The sequence below is a fragment of the Phocaeicola salanitronis DSM 18170 genome, assembly GCF_000190575.1.
In the GTDB taxonomy this organism is placed as follows: domain Bacteria; phylum Bacteroidota; class Bacteroidia; order Bacteroidales; family Bacteroidaceae; genus Phocaeicola; species Phocaeicola salanitronis.
The window spans coordinates 218241-238245 of sequence record NC_015164.1 but is presented as its reverse complement, the minus strand read 5'-3'; the positions used below and the strand labels follow the sequence as shown (position 1 = coordinate 238245).

Sequence of the window (20005 nt, the reverse complement as noted above, 5' to 3'; positions counted from 1 at the left end):
CAGGATATGAGAACTAAAATAACCTTTATTACATATACGATTCATGAATTGATTGATTACATCAATTGGATTTACTTTTTCCATGCATGGAATTTTCAGCCACGGTTCGCTTCAATCGCCGAAATCCATGGGTGCGATGCCTGCCGTGCCGCATGGCTGGCAAATTTTCCTGCTTCTGACATCCCCAAAGCAACCGAAGCCATGCAACTCCATAAGGAAGCTATGCGTATGCTGAATACGATGGAACAAATATGCAACGTCAAAGCAGTTTTCAAGCTGATGGATGCAAATGCCGATGGTGATGACTTAATTCTGGATGGCAAAAAGCTTCCTTTATTACGCCAACAAACACGTGTACACGACTCCGATCCTTATTTATGTTTAAGTGACTTTGTCCGTCCTCTGTCACAAGGCATTCCTGATACAGTAGGAGGTTTTGCCACGACGATAGACGAAACTTTGGAAAAACGATTTGAATATGACCCTTACAAGCATTTGCTCATTCAAACACTAAATGAACGGTTGGCAGAAGCTGCTGCAAATAAATTGCACGAAATGATTCGAAAGGAAGTATGGGGATATGCAAAAGACGAGCACCTTACCCGCCAACAATTACTGAATGAAGAATACCAAGGCATCCGCCCTGCGGTAGGGTATCCTTCCTTACCTGATTTATCGGTCATTTTTTTACTTGATGAACTTATTGACATAAAAAGCATCGGCATCCGCTTAACGGAAAATGGCATGATGCAACCACACGCATCAGTATGCGGCCTGATGTTTTCCCATCCGCAAGCCCGTTACTTTGCCGTAGGGAAAATAGACGAGCACCAACTGGCGGACTATGCAGCCCGGCGTGGGAAGGAGGTTTCCTATATACAAAACTATTTGACAATGAACCTACAATATTAATCATACCATGATTTTACTACGCATTACATTATTTTTCTTGATTCTGCTGCTGCTTCCCGATTGGTATATCTATAAATTTTATATCAAGCACAGTACAAAAAAATGGAAACGCCGGATATGGTGGATGCCCAGTATCGGATTGCTACTGGCTCTCCTTGTCTTTATATTTTTCCGTCATTCACTACAACATGCTTTCAGCATGTACCTCATCATAGCACTCTGTATCGCCGTACCCAAGATGGTATTTATGGTGTGCGATACAATTCTTTACCTCTGCAAAAAAACAGCACAATGCCTATTCAGAACCTCTGCCCCTCTCCCACTGGTTCGCTTGTACTCGTTAGCCAAGATATGCCTCCCCTTGTTTGCATCTTTAGCGACCTGTGCCTACATCGTGTTCGGAGCTATTTTCGGAAAAGAGTTTTTTCAGGTAAAAGAAGTCACATTTACATCAGCAGATGTACCTCAGGCATTCGACGGTTACCGCATACTACAGCTTTCCGACCTACATACAGGGAGCTGGACAGATAAAGGGAAAGCATTGCAACGTGCCGTTGCGCTTTCCAACGCACAACATCCGGATGTCATCGTATTTACAGGTGATTTGGTCAATAGCCGTGCCGATGAACTAAAACCCTTCATGCATATCCTTTCACGACTTCAGGCTAAAGATGGCATATATTCCGTTTTGGGCAATCACGATTACGGTACATACGTACACTGGGATACCGAAACAGACCGGCTTGCCAATGTTGACACATTAATATCCCGCGAAAAACAAATGGGTTGGGATATGCTAATGAATGAACACCGTATCCTGCATCGCGGGAACGACTCTATCGCTCTAATTGGAGTTGAAAATAGCGGGAATCCGCCTTTCCCTAACCAAGGGAATCTGCCTAAGGCACAGAAAGGGACAGAAGACATGTTTAAAATCCTGCTAAGTCATGACCCGACACACTGGAGACGGGAAGTCTTGCCACGTACTAACATCCAATTGATGTTAGCCGGACATACACATGACATGCAAGTCAATCTTTTCGGCTTTTCTTTCTCCAAATTTGTCTATCCAGAACATCGAGGCATGTATTTAGAAAACGGAAGAGGGCTCTATGTAAACATCGGATTGGGATTCGTTATGTTTCCCATGCGTTTGGGGGCATGGCCCGAAATAACCGTAATTACGCTGAAAACGAAAAAATAAGAATAAAAACACATCTCCAATCAACAGGAAAAACTAACAAACTCATAAACTTAAACATGAAAATCATCTACATCATTTATCAAATCTGCATCGGACTGCCTGTCTTTTTGGCAGCTACTATCATCACTGCACTGACTACCATGTTAGGATGCTGGTTAGGAAACGGTCACTTTTGGGGATATTACCCAGGCAAACTTTGGTCGCAACTGACATGCTATCTGTTTTTGCTACCCGTAAAAGTAAAAGGGCACGAACTTCTCGACCAAAAGACATCGTATGTATTTGTAGCCAATCATCAAGGGGCATTCGATATTTTCCTGATATATGGATTTTTAGGACGTAATTTCAAATGGATGATGAAAAAGAGCCTTCGGGAAATCCCCTTCGTAGGAAAAGCATGCGAATCTGCCGGCTTTATTTTTGTCGACAAGACAAGCCCGCGTAAAATATATAAAACCATCAAAGAGGCAGAAAATGTATTGCAAGGAGGAACTTCACTCGTCGTTTTCCCCGAAGGAGCACGTACATACACCGGACAAATGAATGCATTCAAAAAAGGCGCATTCTTCATTGCAGACCAACTGCAGATGCCAGTTGTTCCGCTTACCATCAACGGTTCCTTCAAAGTTCTGCCGCGCACCGGAAAAATATTATCCTGGCATCCGTTGTCCCTTACCATCCATACCCCCATCTATCCATTGGGCAAAAAGGGAGAAGAGAACCTGCAAATGCTAATGACCGAATCTTACAAAGAAATTGAAAAAGACCTCCAACGTTAAACTAAAAGAAGACCATTTATTGCCTTTCTTTCGCAAATTGTATGAATAAATTCATGGAACCCTATGCCGGAAAGCATAAAATTATTACTTTTGCGCACAATTATGCAGTAAATGTGCAACCCATAAACAACATGGAAACCAAAGAAAGCCTCATACAGCTAATAGAACAAAGCATCCGTCAGAACTGGAACCTGGACGCGATGACCGATTATAAAGGTGCCACCCTGCAATACCGGGACGTAGCACGCAAGATAGAAAAGATGCATATTCTTTTTGAATTTGCCGGTATCAAACCAGGAGATAAAATCGCCTTATGCGGACGGAACAGCGCTAACTGGACCGCCGTATTTCTAAGCATCATTACCTACGGAGCCGTAGCAGTACCTATCCTGCACGAATTCAAGGCAGACAATGTGCATAATGTAGTCAATCACTCCGAAGCCCGCATGATGTTCGTGGGCGACCAAGTATGGGAAAACTTCAACGAAGCCGCCATGCCCCGGCTGGAAGGCATCATTGAACTGAAGAACTTCGACCTTGTAGTGTCACGCTCCAAGCAACTCACTTATGCCCGTGAACACTTGAACGAAGAGTTCGGCAAGCGGTATCCATGCCGTTTCCGTGCCGAAAACGTCTCTTACCGATGCGAAGACCCTGAAGAACTGGCGGTCATCAACTATACCTCAGGCACCACGGGATACTCAAAAGGGGTTATGCTTCCTTACCGGTGCATTACTTCAAACATCCAGCACATCCGCATGAAAGTCGGACTCCAGCCGGGCGACAACGTCGTATCCATGCTTCCCTTAGGGCACATATTCGGGCTGACCTTCGATTTTCTTTATGGCGTAACGGCAGGCGTACATCTATGGTTCCTGACCCGCATGCCTTCGCCTAAAATCATAGCCGAGTCATTTGCCGAAATACGCCCGCGCGTCATTGCCTGCGTGCCTCTTATCGTAGAAAAGATATTCAAGAAAAACATCCTTCCGAAGGTGGACAACAAGCTGGGCAAGCTCCTGCTTAAACTCCCTATCGTAAGCGACAAAATCAAAGAACAGATACGTACGCAAGCCATGGAGGTGTTCGGCAACAACTTCATCGAAATCGTCATCGGAGGGGCACCTTTCAATGTCGAGGTAGAAGCCTTCTTACGCAAGATAAATTTCCCCTACACCATCGCCTACGGCATGACCGAAGCCGCACCGCTCATCTGCCATAGCCGCTGGGACGAAATCCTATACACTTCATGCGGGAAGACCGTGACAAACATGGAGACCAAAGTGCTGTCGCCCGACCCTGAGCATATCCCCGGAGAACTGATATGCCGCGGGCAGAACGTGATGTCGGGTTACTTCAAGAACCCCGAAGCCACCGCACAAGCCATTGACGCCGAAGGCTGGCTCCACACAGGAGACATGGCAATAAAAGATGCTGAAGGGAATATCTTTATCAAAGGGCGGTGCAAGAACATGCTCCTCACCGCGTCGGGGCAGAACATTTACCCTGAAGAAATCGAAGCCCGCCTGAACAACCTGCCCTTCGTAGGCGAATCGCTCGTCCTGCTCTCGGGAGACAAGCTTATCGCTTTAGTCTATCCCGACCACGAGGACACCTTTGCTCACGGACTAAGCAAAATCCAGCTGGAACAAGCAATGGAAGCGAACCGCAATGAACTGAATAAGCAACTGCCTGCTTATTCACAGATTACCCGCATCCGTCTCTATCCCGAAGAATTCGAAAAGACAGCAAAGAAGAGCATCAAACGTTTCCTCTATCAGAACATTGAAGAATAAGGTTCGAACGGACCCAAAAGGCAATCGAGATATGAGCGCGAAAGTCCCCTAACAGATTTTCTGCTTTCATATCTCGATACCCAATCATATACCTATAATAAATAACGCATTTCCTGTTCGCTTCCACAAATTAAAGCATATAGCTTCATAAGTCAAGGAAGCCATGTCCGATGAGCTTTCCAACTATATCCGCGGCACCTGCCAAATACATTCATCGATAACTTACAATTATTTTTTAAACAAGCCCATAGAAAAGAACGAAAGATATAGGGTAAAATTGCAAAAAGTTTTTTATTTTTGTACCGAAATTGAGTTAATGTATTAACAAATGAACGTATTAGAACTAAGTGAACAGGAAATTATCAGACGCAACAGTCTGAATGAACTGAGAGCGATGGGCATCAATCCGTACCCTGCTGCCGAGTATGTAACCAATGCATTTTCAACCGATATAAAAGCCGAATTCAAGGATGATGAGGCAGAACCGCGCAAAGTATCAGTTGCAGGACGCATGATGTCGCGCCGTGTAATGGGAAAAGCTTCTTTCATCGAACTACAAGACTCGAAAGGACGTATCCAAGTATATATCACCCGCGATGACATCTGTCCGGATGAAAACAAAGACTTATACAATGTAGCATTCAAACGCTTGCTCGACTTAGGCGACTTCATCGGCATTGAAGGTTTTGTATTCCGAACTCAGATGGGAGAAATATCCATCCATGCGCAGAAGCTGACCGTGCTGGCGAAATCGCTCCGCCCGCTTCCCATTGTAAAATACAAGGATGGCGTGGCGTATGACAAGTTCGAAGACCCCGAACTGCGCTATCGCCAACGCTACGTGGACCTGATAGTAAATGACGGAGTGAAAGACATCTTCCTGCAACGCGCTACGGTGATACGTACCATCCGCCGCGTACTGGACGAAGCCGGCTATACGGAGGTAGAGACCCCTACCTTGCAGAACATTGCAGGCGGTGCAAGCGCCAAGCCCTTCATTACCCACTTCAACGCTCTTGATACCGACATGTACCTGCGTATCGCTACGGAGCTTTACCTGAAGCGGCTCATCGTGGGCGGATTCGAAGGTGTATACGAAATCGGCAAGAACTTCCGCAACGAAGGCATGGACCGCAATCATAATCCGGAGTTCACTTGTATGGAACTGTACGTACAGTATAAGGATTACAACTGGATGATGGCATTCACCGAGAAGCTGTTGGAAACCGTCTGCATCGCTGTAAACGGAAAGCCCGAACGTGAAATTGACGGAAACATCATCAGCTTCAAGGCGCCTTACCGCCGCTTGCCTATCCTGGAAGCCATCAAAGAAAAGACCGGCTATGACCTGACTGGCATGGACGAGGCACAAATCCGCGAAGTGTGCCAAAAGCTGAACATGGAAATCGACGACACCATGGGCAAGGGCAAGCTGATTGATGAAATCTTCGGCGAGTTCTGCGAAGGCACCTTTATACAACCCACGTTCATCACCGATTATCCCGTAGAGATGTCGCCCCTTACCAAGATGCACCGCTCGAAACCCGGACTGACCGAACGTTTCGAACTGATGGTAAACGGGAAAGAGCTTGCCAATGCATACTCGGAACTGAATGACCCGATAGACCAGGAAGAACGCTTCAAGGAACAGATGCGCTTAGCCGACAAAGGCGATGATGAAGCGATGATTATTGACCAGGACTTCTTGCGTGCCCTGCAATACGGTATGCCTCCTACAAGCGGTATCGGAATCGGCATCGACCGTCTGGTTATGCTTATGACGGGCAAGACTTTCATTCAGGAAGTATTGTTCTTCCCGCAGATGCGTCCCGAAAAGGTGGTCCCTAAAGACAAAACTGAAAAATTTACTGCTTTAGGCATTCCTGAAGAATGGGTCCCGCTTATCCAAAAAGCAGGATATAATTTGGTATCAGACATGAAAGAAGTTAATCCGCAAAAGCTGCAAATGGACATCTGCGGAGTAAACAAGAAATATAAATTGGGACTGGCTAATCCAAGTGTTGACGAAATCGCAGCATGGATAAGTAAAATCATGTAAGTAAAAAACAAACATGAAATTACCCGGGAAAATAGCAATCATGGGTGGAGGAAGCTGGGCAACGGCTATCGCAAAGATTGTCCTTGCCCAAGCCGGTACGATAAACTGGTATATGCGCCGAGACGACCGCATCGAGGACTTCAAGCGGTTGGGGCATAATCCGGCTTACCTGACCAGTGTGCGCTTCAACATCAAATGCATTAACTTTTCATCGGATATAAACAAAGTAGTGAGAGAATCGGATACGCTGATATTCGTCACTCCTTCACCTTACTTGAAAGCACACCTGAAAAAGCTGAAAACGAAGCTAAAGGACAAGTTCATCGTAACAGCCATCAAGGGTATCGTACCCGATGAAAACATGATCATATCCGATTATTTTCACAAGATGTATGATGTGCCCGAAGAAAACATCGCCGTACTGGCAGGGCCTTGCCATGCGGAAGAAGTGGCTCTGGAGCGTCTTTCTTACCTTACCGTGGGATGTAAAGACATCGAAAAAGCCAAAATGTTTGCCCGCCAGCTGAGCGGACAATATATCAAGACTTCCGTAAATACGGATGTGGCAGGAATCGAATATGCTTCGGTGTTGAAAAACGTATACGCCATAGCGGCAGGTATCTGCAGCGGTCTGAAGTATGGAGATAATTTCCAGGCTGTATTGGTCTCGAATGCCCTGCAAGAGATGAACCGTTTCTTAGATACGGTACATCCGGTAGACCGATGCACCAACGACTCGGCTTATTTAGGCGATTTGCTCGTTACCTCTTATTCCAATTTCAGCCGTAACCGTGTGTTCGGTACCATGATAGGCAAAGGATACTCGGTGAAAAGTGCACAAATCGAAATGGAAATGATAGCAGAGGGCTATTACGGCACAAAATGCATCAAGGAACTGAACAAGCACCTGCATGTGAATATGCCGATAGTAGATGCTGTCTACAACATCCTGTACGAACGCATTTCTCCCATGATTGAGATAAAATTACTGACTGATTCATTCAGATAAAATACATATACTATTATGGAAAATATCAAACTTAACATCGAAAAGACTTTAGGATTCATTTCTAAAGAAAAATTAGCTTCTTACGAACCCAAAGTAAAAGCTTGTATGGAAACTCTGGAAAAAGGCACCGGCCTTGGAAACGATTTCCTGGGATGGCTGCACCTGCCTTCTTCTATCACTCAAGAACACTTGGACGATTTAAAAGCTACAGCTCAAGTATTACGTGAAAATTGTGAAGTAGTAGTTGTTGCCGGCATTGGAGGAAGCTACTTGGGTGCCCGTGCCGTTATCGAAGCGATGTCTGACAGTTTTGCATGGCTGAAAGAGAAAAAAGCAGGCCAGCCCGTTATTTTATTCGCAGGACATAACATCGGCGAAGACTATCTGTACGAGTTGACCACTTACTTGCAAGATAAAAAGTTTGGTATCATCAACATATCCAAATCAGGAACAACAACAGAAACCGCCCTCGCATTCCGTTTGTTGAAAGAGCAATGCGAAAGACAACGCGGTAAAGAAATGGCACGCAAAGTTATCGTAGCTGTAACCGATGCCAAGAAAGGTGCAGCCCGCACTACTGCCGACAAAGAAGGATACAAGTCGTTTATCATTCCTGACAATGTAGGCGGACGTTTCTCTGTATTGACTCCGGTAGGTCTGTTGCCCATTGCCGTGGCAGGATTCGATATCGAACAGCTGGTAAACGGAGCACGCGAAATGGAAAAGGTATGTGCCAGCGAGAACCTGATGGAAAATCCTTCTGCCTTATATGCGGCAACTCGCAATGAACTGTACCAGAATGGAAAGAAAATTGAAATCCTCGTCAACTTCCAGCCTAAACTGCACTATTTCATGGAATGGTGGAAACAATTGTTCGGCGAATCGGAAGGAAAAGACCACAAAGGCATTTATCCAAGCTCGGTAGACTTCTCTACAGACTTACACTCAATGGGACAGTGGATTCAGGAAGGCGAACGTACCATTTATGAAACCGTAGTGTCCGTCGAGACGCCTAACCATGAATTGAAAGTTCCTACCGATGCAGAAAACTTGGACGGTCTGAACTTCCTTGCCGGAAAACGCATTGATGAAGTCAATAAGATGGCAGAATTAGGTACTCAATTGGCCCATGTAGACGGAGGAGTGCCCAATATGCGCGTCAGTGTTCCGATGCTGAATGAATTCTATCTGGGCGAGCTGATTTATTTCTTTGAAAAAGCATGCGGTATCAGCGGCTATTTGCTGGAAGTCAATCCGTTCAACCAGCCAGGTGTAGAAGCTTACAAGAAAAACATGTTCGCCTTGCTGAACAAACCGGGATACGAAGCAGAATCGAAAGCTATCCAAGCCCGTTTGAACAAGTAGCCTATGTTTGAAGAAGCAATTCGGACTTATCTGCAAGCACATCGCTTCGGGTCACTCGACTTGAAAGCTGTATTATTCGACATGGACGGCGTATTGTTCGACTCCATGAAAAACCATGCGGCAGCGTGGCACGAAGCGATGAAACGTTACAACCTGCAAATGTCTCCTGAAGAGGCTTATTTGCACGAAGGGCGTACGGGAGCAGATACTATCAACATCATAAGCGCCCGCCAGCGGAAGAAAGAAGCGACGGATGAAGAAATTGAAAACATCTACGAAACCAAATCCGAAATTTTCAATTCATTACCCCAAGCAGAACGTATGCCGGGCGCATACGAATTATTACAAAAAATAAAAGGAGAAGGATTAACGCCGGTCATTGTCACCGGTTCAGGTCAAAAATCATTATTGGAACGGCTCAATAAGAACTTTCCGGATATTTTCAGACCTGAATTAATGGTAACGGCTTTTGATGTCAAATACGGAAAGCCCAATCCGGAGCCTTATCTTATGGGACTCCAGAAAGCAGGGGTAAAAGCAAACGAAGCCATCGTGGTAGAAAATGCCCCATTGGGAGTAAAAGCAGGAGTAGCGGCAGGCATTTTTACAGTAGCGGTAAATACCGGTCCCTTACCTGACGAAGTATTGACACAAGAAGGAGCTAACCTTCTTTTCCATTCTATGATGGAATTCAATAACAGTTGGGAACGTTTTTATCATGCGGTCAAACAAAAGCCGTAGTTAAAAATAAGGAAATATAATTGCTTAAACCAATCCGGACAGATTGAGTATTAGAAAAGGTTGCTTTGGGAAAAGCAGCCTTTTTTATTACATCACAACTTATAAAAAGACAAACAGTCAAGCATGCCTTTTGATGAACATAAGTGAGTTGGCCGTTTCACATAAGTAACTCGGGCGTTTAACATAAGTGAGTCAGCCTTATCACTTATGTTCATCTTTTCTCAGTGTTGCCTGTGTATCTTTCCCTGATTTCATTAGACATACAACATACCACACATAATATAGAATCAGGAAAAGCCGATGTATGGCTATGTTATACTATGGTTACAAAACAAAAAAATACCACCTTGAAAGGAAAGGACTTTCAAGGTGGCAAATGTTTATTTTAAATCTAAAAGCTATGAACGGTCTCTGTTTAACCCCAATAAAAGGGACTCATCATGCATTACGTCCATGGCAGTTCTTATACTTCAGCCCGCTACCGCAAGGACATGGATCATTACGCCCTACAGTCTTCTCTGCACGATAAGGTTCCTTTTTAGCCTCACGTGTATCTTTTTCAGCTGCCGCTTGCTGATTCGGGTCATTCAAATCTTGCTTCTCCTCACGATACTGTTGGCGGGGTTGTTGAGGTTCTGGAGCTGCCTGACGCACTTGCTGCGGTTCCTGTACCGGAATCTGTCCACGCATCAAAACAGAAATGGTATTATTATTGATTTTGTTAACCATCGAGTCAAACAAGTTCACCGATTCTAATTTAAAAATCAACAACGGGTCTTTCTGTTCGTAACTTGCATTCTGTACCGAATGTTTCAGTTCGTCCAACTCACGCAAATTCTCTTTCCAGGCATCATCAATGACATGAAGCAATATCGCCTTTTCAAAAGCCTTTACAATCGCCTTACCCTCAGTTTCATAAGCTTCTTTCAGATTTACAGAAATATTATACATCCGCTTGCCATCAGTTATCGGAATCAAGATATTCTGATACATTTTGCCCTGATTTTCATACACCTGCTTAATAACAGGAGTGGCAATCTGCGCCATACGTTCCGTTTTACGGCGGAATAATTCCATTGCACTTTGGAATGTTTGTTCTGCAAGCGCCTCTTTCTGCTTATTGCGGAAATCTTCAGAAGTAAACGGAGTTTCCATTGCTAATGTCTGCAATATTTCCATTTTAGCATCCTCATAGGTCGGTTGGTCAACCGCATTGTAACAACGGTCCCAAATCATATCGGCTATATCCATACCGATACGTTCACCCATCAGGGCATGACGGCGTTTCGTATAAACCACCGTACGTTGCTTATTCATCACGTCATCGTATTCCAACAAACGCTTACGGATACCGAAGTTATTTTCTTCTACCTTTTTCTGAGCACGTTCGATGGATTTCGATATCATGCTATGCTCAATCATCTCGCCTTCCTTGAATCCCATCTTATCCATCCAATGAGCCAGACGGTCAGAAGCAAACAGACGCATCAAATCATCTTCCAGCGAAACAAAGAATACAGAAGAGCCCGGGTCTCCCTGACGTCCGGCACGACCACGCAACTGACGGTCTACACGACGTGATTCGTGGCGTTCTGTACCGATGATAGCCAAACCGCCCGCAGCTTTCACCTCTGGACTCAATTTGATATCGGTACCACGACCCGCCATGTTTGTAGCAATGGTCACCGTACTGCTCTGACCCGCTTTTGCCACAATCTCGGCTTCTTTCTGATGCAGCTTCGCATTCAAGACATTATGAGGAATCTTACGCAAGGTAAGCATCTTGCTTAACATTTCAGAAATTTCCACTGAAGTAGTACCTACCAATACCGGACGTCCGGCGTTTACCATCTTCTCGATTTCTTCGATAACCGCCTTATATTTCTCACGTTTGGTCTTATAGACACGGTCGTTCATATCGATACGCGCAATCGGACGGTTAGTCGGAATCACCACTACATCCAATTTATAGATGTCCCAAAATTCGCCTGCTTCAGTTTCAGCCGTACCGGTCATACCCGACAACTTATGATACATACGGAAGTAATTCTGCAAGGTAATCGTTGCGAATGTCTGCGTTGCAGCTTCTATCTTCACGCCTTCCTTAGCTTCTACCGCCTGATGCAATCCATCGCTCCAACGACGTCCTTCCATGATACGGCCAGTCTGTTCATCCACGATCTTCACCTGACCGTCCATCACCACATAGTCGGTATCCTTTTCGAACATCGTATAAGCCTTCAGCAACTGATTGATGGTATGTACACGTTCTGCCTTAATGGAATAGTTGGTCATAAACTCATCTTTCTTGGCAAGTCTTTCTTCATCGCTCAAACCCTCTTCATTTTCCAATGCAGAAAGCTGTGCGGCTATATCCGGCAACACAAACAAGGTCGGGTCTTGTGATTTACCCGTTATCAAATCGATACCCTTATCGGTCAGGTCTACACTTTTCAGCTTTTCGTCAATCACGAAATACAAAGGTTCTACCGCCTCGGGCATACGCTTGTTGTTCTGCTCCATGTAGATTTCCTCTGTTTTCAGCATGCCCGCCTTAATCCCCGGCTCACTCAGGAACTTAATCAACGGCTTGTTTTTCGGCAATGCCTTATGGCTACGGAACAAGGCAAGGAAACCGGCTTCCTGGTCTTCTTTCTTGTCCGAAGCAATCAAGCGCTTGGCATCTGCCAAATACTGCGTAGCCAATTTGCGTTGAGCTTCTACCAGTCTTTCTACCAAGGGGCGAAGCACTTCGAACAATTGTTCGTCACCCTTAGGCACCGGACCGGAAATAATCAGCGGCGTACGCGCATCGTCAATCAAGACCGAGTCGACCTCATCGACAATGGCATAATTATGCTGGCGTTGTACCAAGTCTTTCGGACTAACCGCCATATTATCACGCAGGTAATCGAAGCCAAACTCGTTATTGGTACCAAATGTAATGTCTGCCATATAAGCACGGCGGCGGGCTTCCGAGTTGGGCTGATGCTTATCGATGCAATCCACACTCAAGCCATGGAACATATACAGCGGGCCCATCCATTCCGAGTCACGCTTAGCCAAGTAATCATTAACGGTTACGACATGCACACCGTTTCCGGTCAACGCATTGAGGAATACCGGAAGCGTAGCCACCAGGGTCTTACCTTCACCTGTCGCCATTTCGGCAATCTTGCCCTGATGCAATACGACACCACCGAATAACTGCACATCGTAATGAATCATGTTCCAAGTAACTTCATTGCCGCCGGCTACCCAATGGTTCTTCCAAATAGCCTTATCATCTTCTATCCGCACGAAATCACGCCCCTGCGCAGCAAGGTTCCGGTCCATCTCTGTAGCCGTCACCTCTATTTCCTCGTTCTCGGCAAAACGGCGTGCCGTATCTTTCACGATGGCGAAAGCCGTAGGCAACACCTCGTTCAATGCTTTTTCGTATTTCTCGAGAACTTCTTTCTCCAGCTTATCTATCTGATTGAAAATCGGCTCGCGCTTTTCAATATCTGTATCCTCGATAGTTGCTTTTAAGTCTGCAATTTTCTGAGTCTCCTCCAAAGCCGAATCCTTGATATACTTCTTCAGCTCTTCTGTTTTGGCACGCAACTCATCATTCGTCAACTTCTGGATTTCCGGATAAACTTCTTTCACTTTATTCACCCACGGTTGTATTTCTTTCATATCGCGGGTTGCCTTATTTCCGAAAATCTTGCTTATAAATTCATTAAATCCCATTATGTTGTTGTTTTTATTATTTCTAACTGGTTTATTCTAATTTTGGTTGCAAAGATACACATTTTCGCTAAGTATCTGAAACACTTTCCGATACAAATTTACTTGCGAATGCCCGTAAGAGGGGCTGACATAGCGGCATTGGGCGCCCTAATGCGCATGAAATGAGCTACTGTAGGAGCGATTGTAGCCATCTTCACCGGCTCATACAAAATCTCCGGTTTTATATTATTCCCGATAAAAATAAGCGGAACTGAAGCATAAGTATCACGCACCACATGATTCGTATGCGAATACTCGTTGATAACCGACCAGCCCGGCATCACCTCTATATAGATATCCCCCGAACAATTCGGATTGAAGGTATTACGGATTTTGTCAATGCGGGGTGTCCATGCGCCAAGCAACAAACGCTGGGACGAATAAGCCGTACGCACTCCGCTCATCTGCACGATAAAGTCGGAAGACACATTCAGCATCTCCGTCAGATTCAGCTTACGGTCTTCTATCAGCTTATGGTTCAGGTATATCTGACGGTCGTAATACGTCTCCACATATTGCCCCGGACCGTAAATAGCCATCAGATACATATTCAGCAATGCGGCACACCGCTCGATATGGAACTCTCCGCTGGGAATCCGGTATTGCTCCGGGTCTTTAGGGTCGGAATCCGCATAACCTGTCGAGGTGATGAAGAACAGCGTATTGCCTAAACCTATTTTTTGGTCTATCAAGTCCAACAACTCCCCTATCGAACGGTCTAAACGTACATACACGTCCTGGATTTCCATCGCATATTCCGTATTCGGCTTATGGTCATAGTTCCCCGCATAGTAAGAAAGGGTCAGCAAATCCGGGATATTGTCTTTTCCCACTTGCGAATGAAGCAGGCACGCACGTACCAGACGGTTCACCTCATCGTTCACGTACGGACTGGTCTTAAACTTCCGGTATTTTGCCGCACGCTCATCTGTGAAATCATGCTTGAAAGTCAATTGCTTGACATCCGAGGTCACATACTTATAAGAAGTTACAGGAAGATAAGGTCCCCACGTCATGCTCCCGATACGGAAATCAAGCCCTTCCCGGTCATTATACGTAGTGACCCATTCCGGAAAAGCACCGTAATACGTAGAGCCGCACCATTTGCCTGTTTCATCATTCAACCAAAGCGCACATTTCGCCGCATGTCCGGCGGAAAACACAGCCATTTCACGCGTCGGAGCAATAGAATAGACCTCCGCCACGCCATGAGTAGCCACCATCAGTTCATCCGACAGGGTGGAAACCAGCAAGTGCTGGGGCGACGTGCTTTCCGATGTATAGATACCCATATAGGCAGGGTCGTCCGTACTCTTTATCATCCGCAACGTACTGCGGTCCATCCACCGGTTTCCTACGATACCATTATAATAAGGAGTAGCACCGGTATAGATAGAAGCCACCGCCGACGAGCGGTCTATATTGATGAAGTCATATTCGGCATTGCAATATACCCGCCCTTCTTTCATCAACCGCTTGAATCCCTTTTCGCCATACAACGCCGAGAAAGCCTCGATGTAATCGGAACGGAGCTGGTCAATGGTCAGCCCCACCACCAAACGGGGTACGGGCGACACGGTCTGCGCCTGCAATCCGGTCAGGACAATTGCCGTTATCAAAGATGTCAATATGCGTTCTTTCATACCTTTTTCTTCCAAACTAATACACGGCTCACTGAGTTCATCAGCAAACCAAGCGCCAAAGGTAATACTGTTAAATTAAATTCTTGCCCACAAATCGGGAATATCACTATAAAAAGTGTTAAATACACCACATTTATGACATGGTAAGGGTCTTTTCGCCCCTTTTTCTCGTGCCAAACAAGAAAAGGAAGGTAAAACAAGGGAAGCGGATTGAAAAGCCAAAGCAGCCAGTTCGACCCGACCGTAGGATGCACAGAGAAGAAAAAAAGGAAGGCGACCAAGCATCCGGCAAGCCCCTGCAAGAGGAGCAAGCACAAGTCCCATCCCCACCAGATACGGCGTTTCTTCCATTGTATCCACCCCATGACAAGACATATCACCAGAAAAAGAATGCCGCACGCCATAGGCGACAAAGGGAACCCCGGCTCAAAAGGCTCCGGCTCCACATCCACAATTTTCGTTTTCTCCAACACAAGCGGGCGTTTTTCCCCGTTTGCCCCGAGAATATACGCATCATCCGCATAATGCAACATATAAAACGGAGCGAACATCTGCAAGCGTTTCCCTATCTCTACATCCGCTTCCGCGCCCAGACACATGTCTATGCCCAATTCATCCCACTTGGCTTCGGAAGTAAATTCATGTACGATGCTACGGAACGTCTTACCCGCTATCGAATCCGGATAAACCACTTCCCCACCGATGGCTTCTTCTATCTTATCCCGTGCACGGGTCGTGCAATTATCGTAAAAATAATTATAGCGGTAAACCCTGTTTGCCGGACGGTAATTCGTCTCGAGCAAATCCAAAAGCTTCTCCTTTTCCGCCTGCGTCAGGTTCAGCACCTGCTGATACACCGAAGAGCCCCGCATGGCGTATTCCGCCTTGAAATATATATAAGGTGTAATGCCCAGCTGGTAATCGGTCTCCCCTTTCACAAAGCGCCATACAAAATGCGGCTCGCGGAAATTAAACATCCCGTAATTGAAAACCAAGTCAACCTTCCGGGTATAATTCTCATAACGGATAGCCGTATGCCCGAAATGCGCATAAATTTCGCTTCCGGGGGCACACGTCAGCAAACTAAAGCGTATGCTGTCGGACTTGGAGCTATATGCATTGGCAAAGCCACATAAGAGCAACGCCACGAGCAAGTATCTGAGTTTGTATTTCATCATATATGCCATTTATACCTGTTTTATGCCTATTTAGGCGCAAAAATACATGGAATAATTGAAAAGTTCGAAAGAATTTCCCGGTTTTATTGTCCGACCTATCTTTTTTTTAGCTTACTTTGCAGCTCAAAAAGACGAAAAAGTGAATTTAGTTATTGACATAGGTAACACCGTAGCCAAACTGGCTATATTCGACCACGAAGACATCGTGGAAATTATCCGCGGTTCTAACCACTCGCTTGATTGCTTGCCCATGCTATGCAATAAATATCCGATAGAACGGATGATTATTGCGTCGGTCATCACGCTCAGCAATACGATAAAAAGGCAATTGAAAAAAGTGGACATCCCCATCTTAGAGCTTACCCACAAGACCCCGGTTCCCATCCAGAACATGTATAAGACCCCCGAGACATTGGGCATGGACCGGCTGGCGGCGGTAGTAGGAGCCAATTACCTCTGCCCCGACAAGAACTTGCTGGTGATTGATGCCGGAACGGCATTGACCTACGAGTTCATCGACGCACAAGGACGTTACTGGGGAGGGAATATCTCGCCGGGCATTTACATCCGGTTCAAGACCCTGAACGCATGTTGCGACAAGCTTCCCCTAATCGAAAAAGGAGGCGATTTGCCCGAATTCGGATACAGCACCGAGACGGCTATCCGGGCAGGCGTAATCAAGGGGATAGAGTTTGAAATCATGGGCTATATCCGGCTTATGCAAAAGAAATATCCCGATCTTTTGGTTTTTTTAACTGGCGGAGATAAATTTTCTTTTGATACAAACTTAAAAAGTATCATCTTTGCAGATAGATTTTTAGTGTTGAAAGGTTTAAACAGAATATTGAACTATAATGTTACTAAGAAATAAGATACTCCTTACTGCTGTGTTAACGGGAAGCTGGCTGACGGCTACCGCTCAATTAACGCCATATCCCCCTCAATCAAGCACAAACTCTCCCTATACACGCTATGGGCTAGGCGAATTGTCCGACAGAGGATTCGCCAACAATGCGGCGATGGGAGGTGTAGGCTATGGGCTCCGTTACAGCGGGCATATCAACTTGACCAATCCGGCGGCATATTCTTCAGTCGATTCCCTTTCTTTCATGTTCGACATCGGCATGAGCCTGAAAAGCTCGAACTACAAGGAAAACGGAATATCTTCCAATGCTAAAAACGCAAGTTTCGACTATTTGGCAATCCAGTTCAGGCTACATAAACGTCTGGGTATGGCAATCGGCTTTACGCCTTATTCTACAGTAGGATACAATTTCTCCACGACTTCTCCGGTAAGCGGAAGTGAAGACGTGACGGCTACCAATACCTTCCAAGGCGATGGAGGATTGCAACAAGTTACGGCAGGACTTGGATTCAAAATTCTGGACAACCTGTCTATCGGCGCAAGCGCAGGTTATATATACGGCTCGCTCAGCTACCAGAACATGGTTGCATTCAACACGAACAGTGACGCGACCTATGTTTACAATACATTGAAAATAAAAAGCTATGTAGCCGATTTCGGCCTGCAATACACGCAGAAGATTAATAAGACCGACAATATCACTTTAGGGTTGGTTTACGGATTGGGACATACGTTGAACTCAACCGATACCAGAGGCATCCGGGTTACGGACAACCTCACCAATCCGTCTTACTCATCGGTAAACGAGCATGAGATTAAAAACGCGTATGGCATCCCCCATACGTTTGGTGTCGGCTTGTCTTACCTCCGGAACAACAGGTTGACCATTGCGGCAGACTATACGCTGCAAAAATGGTCTTCGGCAAAATACTATACTCCGTCTACGATGTATAAAGACCGGAGCAAGATTGCTTTAGGCGCTGAAATCCTGCCCAACCCGATAGGAAGGAATTACCTGCAACGCATCCGGTACCGCATAGGAGCCAACTATGCAACTCCTTATTTAAACCTGCCGCAATGTGAAGGTCCGTCGGAGTACAGCATCAGTGCCGGATTCGGATTCCCGCTATATCTATTCCAGCGGAACACGATTCTCAACCTGACCGGACAATACATACGCGTGAACCCGTCCACATCCAACATGCTGTCCGAAAACCGCTTTGTCATCAAGCTGGGTCTGACATTCAACGAACATTGGTTCATGAAATGGAAAGTTAACTAATAAACACATTAAGAACAACTAAATATATCACGCCATGAAAATGAATTTATTTACTATGCTGGTTGCCCTTTCATTAGGCTCAACAGCAACATTCGCTCAAAAAGGAGTAGATGACGGTTCCCGTTTCGGACATGGAGAAGACAGCATCCGCTGTTTGCAGAACATCAGTATTTATTCTGAATACGTAAAGACGGATAATTTCAAAGATGCTTACTCGCCTTGGAAAGCAGTATTCACAGAAGCTCCGTGGGCACAGGTCAGCACCTATACCAACGGCGCAAAGATTTTACGCGCGTTGATTGCTGAATCAAAAGACGCCGCACAACAGAAGGCTTATCTGGATGAGTTGATGAAAGTTCATGACCAACGCATCCAATACTTGGATAAATTGAACACATTGGTAAAGACTCCGACTACGAAAGGTTCTATCCTCGGAATGAAAACGCACGACTACATCGTGTTCACCGGAGGCAACTTTGATGTAAACAAAGCCTATGAAATGGAAAAAGAAGCCATCGGTCTGGAAAAAGCGCAATCCGATTATTTCATGTTGCAGGACATGATGGATATTTCATCACGCAAGCTCAAAGCAGACGATACGCATAAAGAACAATTCATCCAAGACTATCTGACCGTATCCGAATATGCGGATGCAGCACTGAAAGCCGCGACTAAAGAACGCGACAAGAAACTGTTGAAGACCGCAAAAGACAACATCGACGCTTATTTCATCAACAGCGGTACTGCAACCTGCGAAAACCTGCAAGGCATTTATGGTCCTAAGGTAGAACAGAACAAGACCAACCTGGACTACCTGAAACAAGTCATCTCTGTAATGGAAATGCTGAAATGTACCAATGAAGAAGCATACTTTGCCGCTTCTGAGGCTGCTCATGCCATCGAACCGACCGCCGAAACAGCTGCAGGATGCGGTTACATGTATTATAAGAAAGGTGACATGGACAAGAGCATGCAATACTTCGACCAGGCTATCGAACTGGCGCAAGACGACGCAAAGAAAGCGGATTACAGCTACAATGCAGCCGTTGTCCTGTTCAGCAAAAAACAATTGGCACGCGCTAAACAATATGCACAGAAATCAATCTCACTGAACGGCAATAGCGGAAAGCCTTACATCCTGATTGCGCAAATGTATGCGTCAAGCCCGAATTGGAGCGATGAACCGGCATTGAACAAATGTACGTACTTTGCCGTAATCGACAAATTGCAAAGAGCGAAGTCGGTAGACCCCAGCGTAGCAGAAGAAGCCAACAAACTGATTAGCACTTATGCGGCACACACTCCGAAAGACGAAGACTTGTTCTTCTTAGGATTGAAGAAAGGCAATACAGTTACTATCGGCGGATGGATTGGCGAAACGACAATGATCAGATAAAC

At 45.6% G+C, this 20005-nt stretch carries 14 protein-coding genes; 11 read left to right on the top strand and 3 right to left on the bottom strand.

The window, feature by feature from the left end; all coding sequences use genetic code 11:
• Positions 1–6 precede the first annotated feature (6 nt).
• The 8 genes from BACSA_RS01010 to BACSA_RS00975 all read left to right on the top strand — a co-directional run bounded on the left by BACSA_RS01010 (position 7) and on the right by BACSA_RS00975 (position 9865).
• Positions 7–912: a vitamin B12 dependent-methionine synthase activation domain-containing protein gene (locus tag BACSA_RS01010; RefSeq protein WP_013616270.1), complete on the top strand. Its 906-nt coding sequence runs from the start codon at positions 7–9 to the stop codon at positions 910–912.
• A gap of 7 nt (positions 913–919) precedes the next feature.
• A complete protein-coding gene (locus BACSA_RS01005; protein ID WP_013616269.1) occupies positions 920–2116 on the top strand; it encodes a metallophosphoesterase in 1197 nt (398 codons plus the stop codon).
• A 56-nt stretch (positions 2117–2172) separates the two neighbouring features.
• Positions 2173–2895, top strand: coding sequence for a lysophospholipid acyltransferase family protein (locus BACSA_RS01000; protein ID WP_013616268.1), 723 nt, complete (start codon positions 2173–2175; stop codon positions 2893–2895).
• A gap of 131 nt (positions 2896–3026) precedes the next feature.
• Complete coding sequence (locus BACSA_RS00995) at positions 3027–4691, top strand: AMP-binding protein (protein WP_041584151.1); 1665 nt, start codon at positions 3027–3029, stop codon at positions 4689–4691.
• Between the two features lie 328 nt (positions 4692–5019).
• The gene (gene lysS, locus BACSA_RS00990; RefSeq protein WP_013616265.1) at positions 5020–6750 is read left to right on the top strand and encodes a lysine--tRNA ligase; all 1731 of its coding nucleotides are present in this window, start codon (positions 5020–5022) and stop codon (positions 6748–6750) included.
• Positions 6751–6763: 13 nt separating this feature from the next.
• Entirely contained in the window at positions 6764–7759 is a 996-nt protein-coding gene (locus BACSA_RS00985) for an NAD(P)H-dependent glycerol-3-phosphate dehydrogenase (protein WP_013616264.1), read from the top strand.
• 15 nt (positions 7760–7774) lie between these two features.
• Positions 7775–9124, top strand: coding sequence for a glucose-6-phosphate isomerase (locus tag BACSA_RS00980; RefSeq protein WP_013616263.1), 1350 nt, complete (start codon positions 7775–7777; stop codon positions 9122–9124).
• Positions 9125–9127: 3 nt separating this feature from the next.
• Positions 9128–9865 carry an HAD-IA family hydrolase gene (locus BACSA_RS00975; protein WP_013616262.1) on the top strand — a complete coding sequence of 246 codons (738 nt, stop codon included), beginning with the start codon at positions 9128–9130 and terminating at the stop codon, positions 9863–9865.
• A 438-nt stretch (positions 9866–10303) separates the two neighbouring features.
• On the opposite strand, the gene secA is transcribed toward BACSA_RS00975, so the two are convergent.
• The 3 genes from secA to lnb all read right to left on the bottom strand — a co-directional run bounded on the left by secA (position 10304) and on the right by lnb (position 16457).
• Positions 10304–13600, bottom strand: coding sequence for a preprotein translocase subunit SecA (gene secA / locus BACSA_RS00970; protein ID WP_013616261.1), 3297 nt, complete (start codon positions 13598–13600; stop codon positions 10304–10306).
• Positions 13601–13698: 98 nt separating this feature from the next.
• On the bottom strand, positions 13699–15282 hold the full coding sequence (locus BACSA_RS00965) for an alkaline phosphatase family protein (RefSeq protein ID WP_013616260.1): 1584 nt from the start codon (positions 15280–15282) through the stop codon (positions 13699–13701).
• Positions 15279–16457, bottom strand: coding sequence for a lipoprotein N-acyltransferase Lnb (lnb, locus tag BACSA_RS00960; RefSeq protein ID WP_013616259.1), 1179 nt, complete (start codon positions 16455–16457; stop codon positions 15279–15281). The genes BACSA_RS00965 and lnb overlap by 4 nt, the downstream gene beginning before the upstream one ends.
• A gap of 142 nt (positions 16458–16599) precedes the next feature.
• Here lnb and BACSA_RS00955 point away from each other — a divergent pair, with 142 nt between their 5' ends.
• From BACSA_RS00955 to BACSA_RS00945, 3 genes are read left to right on the top strand one after another with little or no spacing between them, the layout of a single operon-like run.
• The gene (locus BACSA_RS00955; RefSeq protein WP_041584150.1) at positions 16600–17331 is read left to right on the top strand and encodes a type III pantothenate kinase; all 732 of its coding nucleotides are present in this window, start codon (positions 16600–16602) and stop codon (positions 17329–17331) included.
• Complete coding sequence (locus BACSA_RS00950; protein WP_013616257.1) at positions 17315–18607, top strand: OmpP1/FadL family transporter; 1293 nt, start codon at positions 17315–17317, stop codon at positions 18605–18607. Before BACSA_RS00955 ends, BACSA_RS00950 begins: the two co-directional genes overlap by 17 nt.
• Positions 18608–18641: 34 nt before the next feature.
• On the top strand, positions 18642–20003 hold the full coding sequence (locus BACSA_RS00945) for a tetratricopeptide repeat protein (protein WP_013616256.1): 1362 nt from the start codon (positions 18642–18644) through the stop codon (positions 20001–20003).
• Positions 20004–20005 lie beyond the last annotated feature (2 nt).

Coding starts and splice junctions, on each gene's coding strand:
- BACSA_RS00965 (WP_013616260.1), bottom strand. CDS start 15,282: ATGAAAGAACGCATATTGACATCTTTGATAACGGCAATTGTCCTGACC.
- BACSA_RS00975 (WP_013616262.1), top strand. CDS start 9,128: ATGTTTGAAGAAGCAATTCGGACTTATCTGCAAGCACATCGCTTCGGG.
- BACSA_RS00945 (WP_013616256.1), top strand. CDS start 18,642: ATGAAAATGAATTTATTTACTATGCTGGTTGCCCTTTCATTAGGCTCA.
- BACSA_RS01005 (WP_013616269.1), top strand. CDS start 920: ATGATTTTACTACGCATTACATTATTTTTCTTGATTCTGCTGCTGCTT.
- BACSA_RS00980 (WP_013616263.1), top strand. CDS start 7,775: ATGGAAAATATCAAACTTAACATCGAAAAGACTTTAGGATTCATTTCT.
- BACSA_RS00995 (WP_041584151.1), top strand. CDS start 3,027: ATGGAAACCAAAGAAAGCCTCATACAGCTAATAGAACAAAGCATCCGT.
- lysS (WP_013616265.1), top strand. CDS start 5,020: ATGAACGTATTAGAACTAAGTGAACAGGAAATTATCAGACGCAACAGT.
- BACSA_RS01000 (WP_013616268.1), top strand. CDS start 2,173: ATGAAAATCATCTACATCATTTATCAAATCTGCATCGGACTGCCTGTC.
- BACSA_RS01010 (WP_013616270.1), top strand. CDS start 7: ATGAGAACTAAAATAACCTTTATTACATATACGATTCATGAATTGATT.
- BACSA_RS00950 (WP_013616257.1), top strand. CDS start 17,315: ATGTTACTAAGAAATAAGATACTCCTTACTGCTGTGTTAACGGGAAGC.
- lnb (WP_013616259.1), bottom strand. CDS start 16,457: ATGAAATACAAACTCAGATACTTGCTCGTGGCGTTGCTCTTATGTGGC.
- BACSA_RS00985 (WP_013616264.1), top strand. CDS start 6,764: ATGAAATTACCCGGGAAAATAGCAATCATGGGTGGAGGAAGCTGGGCA.
- secA (WP_013616261.1), bottom strand. CDS start 13,600: ATGGGATTTAATGAATTTATAAGCAAGATTTTCGGAAATAAGGCAACC.